This window comes from Streptomyces sp. NPDC059895 (assembly GCF_042731035.1).
In the GTDB taxonomy this organism is placed as follows: Bacteria; Actinomycetota; Actinomycetes; order Streptomycetales; family Streptomycetaceae; genus Streptomyces.
On record NZ_JBHWKO010000062.1, the window covers coordinates 25,583 to 34,788 of the forward strand.

General features: G+C 72.8%; 5 protein-coding genes and 1 pseudogene. 2 read left to right on the forward strand and 4 right to left on the reverse strand.

Annotated elements, in window-relative coordinates; translation table 11 throughout:
• Window positions 1–40: 40 nt before the first annotated feature.
• The gene (locus ACFV9M_RS37965) at window positions 41–3,349 is read left to right on the forward strand and encodes a S8 family serine peptidase (protein ID WP_385067969.1); all 3,309 of its coding nucleotides are present in this window, start codon (window positions 41–43) and stop codon (window positions 3,347–3,349) included.
• A 54-nt stretch (window positions 3,350–3,403) separates the two neighbouring features.
• Here ACFV9M_RS37965 and ACFV9M_RS37970 read toward each other — a convergent pair whose 3' ends face one another.
• Window positions 3,404–4,108, reverse strand: coding sequence for a hypothetical protein (locus ACFV9M_RS37970; protein ID WP_385067971.1), 705 nt, complete (start codon window positions 4,106–4,108; stop codon window positions 3,404–3,406).
• 196 nt (window positions 4,109–4,304) lie between these two features.
• Window positions 4,305–4,841, reverse strand: coding sequence for an RNA polymerase sigma factor (locus tag ACFV9M_RS37975; RefSeq protein ID WP_385067973.1), 537 nt, complete (start codon window positions 4,839–4,841; stop codon window positions 4,305–4,307).
• A gap of 333 nt (window positions 4,842–5,174) precedes the next feature.
• On the opposite strand from ACFV9M_RS37975, the gene ACFV9M_RS37980 reads away from it, so the two are divergent.
• Window positions 5,175–6,191: an aspartate-semialdehyde dehydrogenase gene (locus ACFV9M_RS37980; protein ID WP_385067976.1), complete on the forward strand. Its 1,017-nt coding sequence runs from the start codon at window positions 5,175–5,177 to the stop codon at window positions 6,189–6,191.
• Window positions 6,192–6,288: 97 nt separating this feature from the next.
• Here ACFV9M_RS37980 and pepN read toward each other — a convergent pair whose 3' ends face one another.
• Complete coding sequence (pepN, locus tag ACFV9M_RS37985) at window positions 6,289–8,853, reverse strand: aminopeptidase N (protein WP_385067978.1); 2,565 nt, start codon at window positions 8,851–8,853, stop codon at window positions 6,289–6,291.
• A gap of 15 nt (window positions 8,854–8,868) precedes the next feature.
• Window positions 8,869–9,206 (reverse strand): annotated as a pseudogene (locus tag ACFV9M_RS37990) (hypothetical protein); the annotation flags it as partial.

Below are 9,206 nucleotides of genomic sequence, written 5' to 3' on the forward strand. Positions count from 1 at the left end.
GGTCACGCGACGCTCGTTCCTTTACCGACAAGGGATGCCGATGACCCACACCCCCAAGGGCGAACCCGTACCGGGCGCGAGACGAGCGGCCCGGATAGCCGTGGCCGCGGGTCTGGTGGCCGCGCTGTCCGCGGCCGGCCCGATACCGATGGCCTTCTCCGCCGACGGGACCCCGGCCGCCGCCGACCCCGCCGTGAAGTCCGCCGCCGACAAGCTGGGCTCCGACGACGCCGACCTCCTCGCCGACGCCAAGGCCGCCGGCGACAAGACCGTCACGCTGATGGTCGCGACCGCCCCGGGCAGCACCGAGCAGGTCGCCGAGGAGCTGGACGCGGTCAAGGGCGGTTCCGTGGGCCGTTCCTACGACAAGCTCGGCTACGTCCGCGCCACCGTCCCTACGGGCAAGGCGGACTCGGCGATCGCCGCCGCCGCGAAGCTGTCCTCCGTCCACGCCATCGACCTGCGCCAGGAGATCGTCCTCGACGACCCGACGCCGAGCGCGGACACCGCGAAGGGCGCGAAGGCCACCGCGACCGCGAAGACCTACGCGGCGCCGAACGCGAAGACCCCCGCCGAGAACCCCTACAACCCGTCCTTCGAGACGGGCGCCGTCGACTTCGTGAAGGACAACCCGAAGGCGGACGGCCGCGGCGTCACCATCGGCGTCCTGGACTCGGGCGTGGACCTCGCGCACCCCGCGCTGCAGAAGACCACCACCGGCGAACGCAAGATCGTCGACTGGGTGACCGCGACCGACCCGATCATCGACGGCGACGCCAGCTGGCGTCCGATGGTCACCTCCGTCTCCGGCCCGTCCTTCACCTACGGCGGCCGCACCTGGACCGCGCCGGCGGGCAGCTACTCGGTCAACGTCTTCCGCGAGTCGGCCACCGCGGGCGGCGACGCCCAGGGCGACGTCAACCGCGACGGCGACACCACCGACGTCTGGGGCGTGCTGTACGACGCGGCGGCCGGCACGGTCACCGTCGACGTGGACAACGACGGCGACTTCACCGACGACACCGCCATGAAGCCCTACAAGGACGGCTTCCAGATCGGGTACTTCGGCACCGACGACCCGTCGACCGACGTCGCCGAGCGGCAGCCGTTCGTCGTGGAGTACCGCAACGACGTCCCGATGGACCCCTACGGCGGGGACTGGGTCGGCAAGACGGCCGACTTCGTCAACATCGGCCTCATCGCCAGCGAGCACGGCACCCACGTCGCCGGCATCACCGCCGCCAACGGCCTGTTCGGCGGGAAGATGAACGGCGCCGCCCCCGGCGCGAAGATCGTCTCCTCCCGCGCCTGCGTCTTCGGCCCCGGCTGCACCAACGTCGCGCTCACCGAGGGCATGATCGACCTCGTCGTCAACCGCGGCGTCGACATCGTGAACATGTCGATCGGCGGACTGCCGGCGCTGAACGACGGCAACAACGCGCGTGCCGAGCTGTACACCCGCCTCATCGACACCTACGGCGTCCAGCTCGTCATCTCCGCCGGCAACGAGGGCCCCGGCGCCAACACCATCGGCGACCCCGGCCTGGCCGACAAGGTCGTCTCGGTCGGCGCGGCGATCTCCAAGGAGACCTGGGCCGCCAACTACGGCTCGCAGGTGGAGAAGGAGTACGCGCTGCTGCCGTTCTCCTCACGCGGCCCGCGTGAGGACGGCGGCTTCACGCCCACCCTCGTCGCCCCGGGCGCCGCGATCAACACCATCCAGACCTGGCTGCCGGGCTCCCCGGTCGCCGACGCCGGCTACACCCTGCCGGCCGGCTACGCGATGCTCCAGGGCACCTCGATGGCCTCCCCGCAGGCCGCGGGCGCCTCGGCGCTGCTGCTGAGCGCCGCGAAGCGCGAGGGCATCGAGCTGACCCCCGCCGACCTGCGCACGGCGCTCACCTCGACCGCCGACCACGTCAAGGGCCTCCAGGCCTACGAGGAGGGCGCGGGCGCCATCAACATCGTGGACGCCTGGGAGGCCGTCGAGGACGGCGCCACCGCCCACGAGTACACGGTCAAGGCCCCCGTCGACACCGCGATCGACTTCGCGCTGGAGACCCCGGGCCAGGGCACCGGCATCTACGACCGCGAGGGCGGCCTGAAGGCCGGCCAGAAGAAGACGTACGACGTCACGATCACCCGTACGACCGGCGCAGACAAGGCGATCCGCCACGAGCTGCACCTGGAGAACAACGCGGCCGGCACGTTCAAGCTCCTCGGCTCGGACGAGGTGAAGCTGCCGCTGAACCAGCCGGTGACCGTCAAGGTGCAGGCCGCGCCGGAGTCCGCGGGCATCAAGAGCGCGATCCTCGAGGTCGACGACCCGCGGACCGAGGGCATCGACAAGCAGGTCCTCAACACGGTCGTCGTCTCGACGCCGGTCGCGCACACCTTCACCGCGCAGAGCAGCGTGCAGCGCAACAGCTCGCAGAGCTACTTCCTGACCGTGCCCGAGGGCGCGACGTCGCTGGAGGTCGCGATCGGCGGGCTGAAGGACAAGAGCCAGACCCGCTTCATCTCCATCCACCCCTACGGTGTCGCCGTCGAGGACAGCTCCACCGTCTACTGCTACAACAACTACCTCGACGGCAACGGCTGCCGGCCGGACGCCCGCTCCTACCCCGACCCGCAGCCCGGCGTCTGGGAGATCGAGGTCGAGTCGCGCCGCACCTCGCCGCTGCTCGACAACCCCTACACGCTGGACGCCACCGTGTACGGCGCGGCCTTCGACCCGGAGACGGTGACCGTGCCCGAGGCGAAGGTCGGCACCCCGGCCGCCGTCTCCTGGACGGTGACGAACGACTTCGCCGCCGTCGACGGCACGCTGGCGGGCGGCCCGCTCGGCTCGTCCAAGACGGCCCGGCCGACCATCGCCGACCACGAGAACCAGACCACCACGGTCGAGGTGCCCGCGGGCGCCGCGTCGCTGGACGTCTCCATCGGCGGGGTCTCCGACGCCTCCGCCGACCTCGACCTGACGGTGTACGACGCCGACGGCAACCAGGTCGCGCAGCAGGCCGACGGCGACTCGGAGGAGGCGGTCTCCATCCCGTCGCCCGCCGCCGGCACCTACACCATCGAGGTCGCGGGCTACTCGGTCCCGGCCGGTACGACCGCGTACGACTACCTGGACGTGTTCTTCTCGTCCTCGCTCGGCACGGTCGACGTCGACGGGTCGACGCCGGTGAAGCTGGCCACGGGCGCCTCCACGGCGGTCTCCGCGACCGTCACCGCGCTGGCCCCCGCGCCGGAGGGCCGGGCGTTCTTCGGCCAGGTCCAGCTGGTCAACGCGCGCGGCACGGTCGTGGGCCTCGGCAACGTGGCCATCGAGAAGGTCACGCCGTAGCACCTCGGCAGACGAGGAAGGGGGCGGGCGTCCGGACGGGCGCCCGCCCCTCGCTCATTCGCAGGCCGTGCCGCCCGCCTCCGGCAGCGCGCGCGCCAGGGCCGACCGCCCGGCGGCGATCGCGTCCTCGCCCACGGCCCAGGCGTCCGGGGACGCCGACCCCCGCACGAAGCCGACCAGGACGTGGTCACCCTCGGCGAACGACGGCTCGGAGCCCCCCTCCGTCACGAAGCCGACCTCGTCCTGGCCGCCCGCCGCCGGCTCGTACGAACGGGTCACCCGCAGGGTGACGCGCTCACGGGTGGTGCCGGGCACCCGGTCGACCTGCGTCACCTCGCCCTCGACCACCAGCCGGGCGCAGGCGAGGTAACCGGGGTCGCCGAAGAGGTCGCCGGCGGCGCGGGACTCGGCGGAGCCCCCTTCGGCGACGGACTTGTCCGCGCTGCTGGACGCGCCGATGTCGTCCGCCCCCCGGCCCACCTGGACGACCAGCCACCCGCTCCCCACGACCAGCGCACCCGCGGCGGCCACCCCGGCCGTCCGCAGGGCGAGCGTGAGGAGACGGCGCCGGGGCGGCCGTACGGGGACCGGGGCCGGGGCCGGGGCCGGTTCCCGCGCCGGTCGGGTCAGGGCGTCCGCGACGAGGCCCAGCTGGGCGCGCAGCAGCGCCACGTCGGCCGTCGCCGCGCGGTGCGCGGCCAGGAGGGCGGGGTCGGCGCGGGCCTCCTCGGGCAGGGGGGCGTCCAGGATGGCGGCCATCAGCGGGTCCAGGGCGTCGGGACTTTCGTGAGCGTCGTGGCTGTCGTGGCTGTCGTGGCCGTCATGCGTCCCGTTTCCGTGCCCGTGCCCGTGCCCGTGCCCGTGCCCGTGCCCGTGTCCGTGTCCGTGTCCGTGTCCGTGTCCCTGTCCCTGTCCCTGTCCCTGTCCGTGTCCGTGTTCGTGTCCCGCGGGCATGTCACACCACCTCGTCCTCGTGCAGGTGGGCGCGCAGGGCCCGGACCGCCGTGTGCAGGCGGCTCTTGACCGTGCCCTCCGGGACGCCCAGCTCCCGGGCGATGGAGCGCACCGGCAGGTCGGCGTAGAACCGCAGGACGACGACCTGGCGCTGGGCGTCGGGCAGCTCGTCCAGGCCCCGGGCTACGGCGAGGGAGAGCACGCTGGTGTCCTCGCCGGAGGGGTGCTCGTGCTGGCGCAGCGAGGCCAGCCGCTCGCCGAGGCGTTCCTGGCGGCGTTTGGCCCGGTGCCAGTCCATGGCGAGGTTCGAGGCGACGACCGCCGCCCACGCGGAGACGTCCCGGGGCGCCTCCTGCCCCTTCGCCGCGCGCTCCAGCAACCGCAGGCGGACCTGCTGCACCCCGTCCGGCAGGTCCGCCTGCGGTACCCCGCCCAGCGCGAGCACCGCCCGCACCCGGCGTTCCTGCGCCGCGTCCAGGGGATCGCCGTACGCGTCCCCCCGGGCGCGGCGGGCCGCCCTTCTGCGCAGCACGGACACCCCTCCCCTCCCCGCGTTTCCCCTACGACGCCGCGGCGCGCCGAAACGTTCGCCACGAGCGCGGGGAAGCGCGCAGAGGCGTACGTCACACCGCCGTGTGCGCGGGGGGCGGGTGGGCAGGCGAGCTTGCGGCGCGGGACCGTCCGCGGGCGAATTTCTCCAGTTCAGCGGGGGTGCGAGCGGTAGTTCCGCACCCGGTGAGCGCACCGGTGTGTCCCATTCCTCGGGCGCGGAGCGCAAAGGATTGGACAGGTGGACCCGGGTCGGCCGCATGATGGAAAAGCCTCGGTCACCCGAGGCGGCCGCGAAGAGCGTGAAAGACAGGGAGTCGTCGTGAGGGTCGGAATCGTCGGAGCCACCGGTCAGGTCGGCACGGTCATGCGCAGGATCCTCACGGAGCGGAACTTCCCCGTCACGGAACTGCGCCTGTTCGCCTCGGCCCGCTCCGCGGGCAGCGTCCTGGACGGTGTGACGGTGGAGGACGCCTCGACCGCCGACTACACCGGCCTGGACATCGTGCTGTTCTCGGCGGGCGGCGCGACCTCGAAGGCGCTGGCCGAGAAGGTCGCCTCGCAGGGCGCCGTGGTGATCGACAACTCCTCCGCCTGGCGCAAGGACCCCGAGGTCCCGCTGGTCGTCTCCGAGGTGAACCCGCACGCGATCGCGGACCGCCCCAAGGGCATCATCGCCAACCCGAACTGCACCACGATGGCCGCGATGCCGGTGCTCAAGCCGCTGCACGCCGAGGCGGGCCTCGAGGCCCTCGTCGTCTCGACCTACCAGGCGGTGTCCGGTTCCGGCCTCGCGGGCGTCGCCGAGCTGCACGGCCAGGCGCAGAAGGTCGTCGCCGACGCCGACAAGCTGACCCACGACGGCGAGGCCGTCGACTTCCCCGAGCCGGGCGTGTACCAGCGCCCCATCGCCTTCAACGTCGTCCCGCTCGCCGGCTCGGTCGTCGACGACGGCCTGAACGAGACGGACGAGGAGCAGAAGCTCCGCAACGAGTCCCGCAAGATCCTGGAGATCCCCGGGCTGAAGGTCTCCGGCACCTGTGTGCGCGTCCCGGTCTTCTCCGGCCACTCCCTCCAGGTCAACGCCCGTTTCGCCCGCCCGATCAGCGCCGAGCGCGCGACGGAGCTGCTGGCGGACGCCGAGGGCGTCGTCCTCACCGACATCCCGACGCCGCTCCAGGCGGCCGGCCAGGACCCGTCGTACGTGGGCCGCATCCGCCGGGACGAGACCGTGGAGAACGGCCTCGCCCTGTTCATCTCCAACGACAACCTCCGCAAGGGCGCGGCCCTGAACGCGGTGCAGATCGCGGAGCTGGTGGCGGCGGAGCTCCAGGGCTGACCGCCGCCCCTTCCGTCAAACCCCGCAGGGAGCTTCGCGTCCCTGCTCGACGGCCCGGACGTGGACGAGCGCCACGGCCGGGCCGTCGTGCGGACGGCTACCGCGCGTCCGCCGCCTGGGCCCTCAGGGCGCGCTCCACTCCCGCGCGGGCCTCCGACATGAGGCGGCGCAGGGCCGCGCTCGGCTCGGCGGAGGTCAGCCAGGCGTCCGTCCTGCGCAGGGTCTCCTCGGAGACCTGGATCGCCGGGTAGAGGCCGACGGCGATCTGCTGGGCGATCTCGTGCGAACGGGAGTCCCAGATGTCCTTGACGACGTCGAAGTACCGGTCCGTGTACGGCGCGAGCAGCTCACGCTGGTCGGTCTGGACGAAGCCGCCGATGACGGCCTCCTGCACGGCGTTGGGCAGCTTGTCGGACTCCACGACCGACGCCCACGCCTCCGCCTTGGCCTCCGGCGTCGGGCGGGCGGCGCGGGCGGTGGCCGCGTGGCGCTCACCGGCGGCCGTCTTGTCGCGCTCGTACTCGCCGGCGATCTCCGTCTCGTCGAACCGGCCGACCGCGGCGAGCCGCTGCACGAACGCCCAGCGCAGCTCGGTGTCGACGGCGAGGCCCTCGATCGTCTGCGTGCCCTCCAGCAGGGCCTCGAGGAGGTCGAGCTGCTCGGGGGTGCGGGCGGTGGCGGCGAACGCCCGCGCCCACGCCAGCTGGTGGTCGCCGCCGGCCTCGGCGGAGCGCAGGTGGGCCAGCGTGGCGTCGGTCCAGCGGGTCAGCAGGGCCTCGCGGGCGGCCGGGTCGGCGTACAGGTCGAGGGCGAGCTTGACCTGGCGGTGCAGGGACTGCACCACGCCGATGTCGGACTCCTTGCCGATGCCGGACAGCACCAGGGACAGGTAGTCGCGGGTGGGCAGTTCGGCGTCGCGGGTCATGTCCCAGGCCGACGCCCAGCACAGGGCGCGCGGCAGGGACGCCTCGAAGTCGCCGAGGTGCTCGGTAACGAAGGCGAGCGACTGCTCGTCGAGGCGGACCTTGGCGTACGACAGGTCGTCGTCGTTGAGCAGGACGACGGCCGGGCGGCGCTCGCCGGTCAGCTGCGGTACGGCGGTCAGCTCGCCGTCCACGTCCAGCTCGACGCGCTCGCCGCGCACCAGCCTGCCGCTGTCGTCGAGGTCGTAGAAGCCGACGGCGATGCGGTGCGGGCGCAGGGTCGGCTCGCCCTTGGCGCCGGCCGGGAGCGGCGGGGCCTCCTGGCGGACGGCGAACGAGGTGATGACGCCGTCGGCGTCGGTCTCGATCTCCGGGCGCAGGATGTTGATGCCGGCCGTCTCCAGCCACGCCTTCGACCAGGCCTTCAGGTCGCGGCCGGAGGTCTCCTCCAGGGCGCCGAGCAGGTCGGACAGGCGGGTGTTGCCGAACGCGTGCGCCTTGAAGTAGGCCTGCACGCCCCTGAAGAACTCGTCCATGCCGACGTAGGCGACGAGCTGCTTCAGGACGCTCGCGCCCTTGGCGTAGGTGATGCCGTCGAAGTTGACCAGGACGTCGTCGAGGTCGTTGATCTCGGCCATGATCGGGTGGGTGGAGGGCAGCTGGTCCTGCCGGTAGGCCCACGTCTTCATGGAGTTGGCGAAGGTCGTCCAGGAGTGCGGCCAGCGGCTGCCGGGCGCGTAGGCCTGGCAGGCGATGGAGGTGTAGGTGGCGAACGACTCGTTCAGCCACAGGTCGTTCCACCACTCCATGGTGACCAGGTCGCCGAACCACATGTGGGCCAGCTCGTGCAGGATGGTCTCCGCGCGCAGCTCGTACGCGGCGTCGGTCACCTTCGACCGGAACACGTACTGGTCGCGGATGGTGACCGCGCCCGCGTTCTCCATCGCGCCCGCGTTGAACTCCGGGACGAACAGCTGGTCGTACTTCTCGAACGGGTAGGCGTAGTCGAACTTCTCCTGGAACCAGTCGAAGCCCTGCCGGGTGACCTCGAAGATCGCGTCCGAGTCGAGGTACTCGGCGAGCGAGGGCCGGCAGTAGATGCCCAGCGGCACGCTCTGCCCGTCCTTCTCGTACACGCTGTGCACGGAGTGGTACGGGCCGACGATCAGCGCCGTGACGTACGTCGAGATCCTCGGCGTCGGCTCGAAGGCCCAGACGTCGTCACTCGGCTCGGGCGTCGGGGAGTTGGAGATGACGGTCCAGCCGCTCGGCGCCTTCACCGTGAACCGGAAGGTCGCCTTGAGGTCGGGCTGCTCGAAGGAGGCGAAGACGCGGCGGGCGTCCGGCACCTCGAACTGCGTGTACAGGTAGGCCTGCTCGTCGACCGGGTCGACGAACCGGTGCAGGCCCTCACCGGTGTTGGTGTAGGCGCAGTCGGCGGCGACCCGCAGGATGTTGCGGCCTTCGAGCAGTGCCGGCAGGGCGATCCGCGAGTCCGCGAAGACCTCGGCGGGGTCGAGGGTCTCCCCGTTGAGCGTCACCTCGTGGACGGCCGGCGCCACCAGGTCGATGAAGGTCGCCGCGCCTCCCTCGGCGACGTCGAAGCGCACCGTGGTGACGGACCGGTAGGTGCCGCCCTCCTGCGCGCCGGAGAGGTCGAGATCGACCTCGTACGAGTCAACGGTGAGCAGCTTCGCCCGCTGCTGCGCCTCTTCGCGAGTCAGGTTTGTGCCAGGCACGCGGTCATCTCCTCGTCATGGGTGGATTGCGCCATCCTTCCACGCGACCACCGCGTCGGGCGACGAACGCGCCCCCGCGGTGAGGCCCGCGCGGTCGCCCGCGCCGTCCCCGCCGCCGGCGGCGCCGGTGGCGCCGGTGGCACGGGCGGCGCGGGGGGCGCCGGCGGCGTGGACGGCGCGGGTGGCGCCGGTGGCACTGGCGGCGCGGGTGGCGCGGGTGGCGTCGGCGCCACCGGGGGCGCGGGCGGCGCCGGGGCCGGGCCCGGCCCCGGGCCGGGGCCCGGGGCGCGGCCCGGCCCCCGGGGCGGGCACGCCCGCGGTGCCCCCGGGGGGCCCCCCGGCGGACACACCCG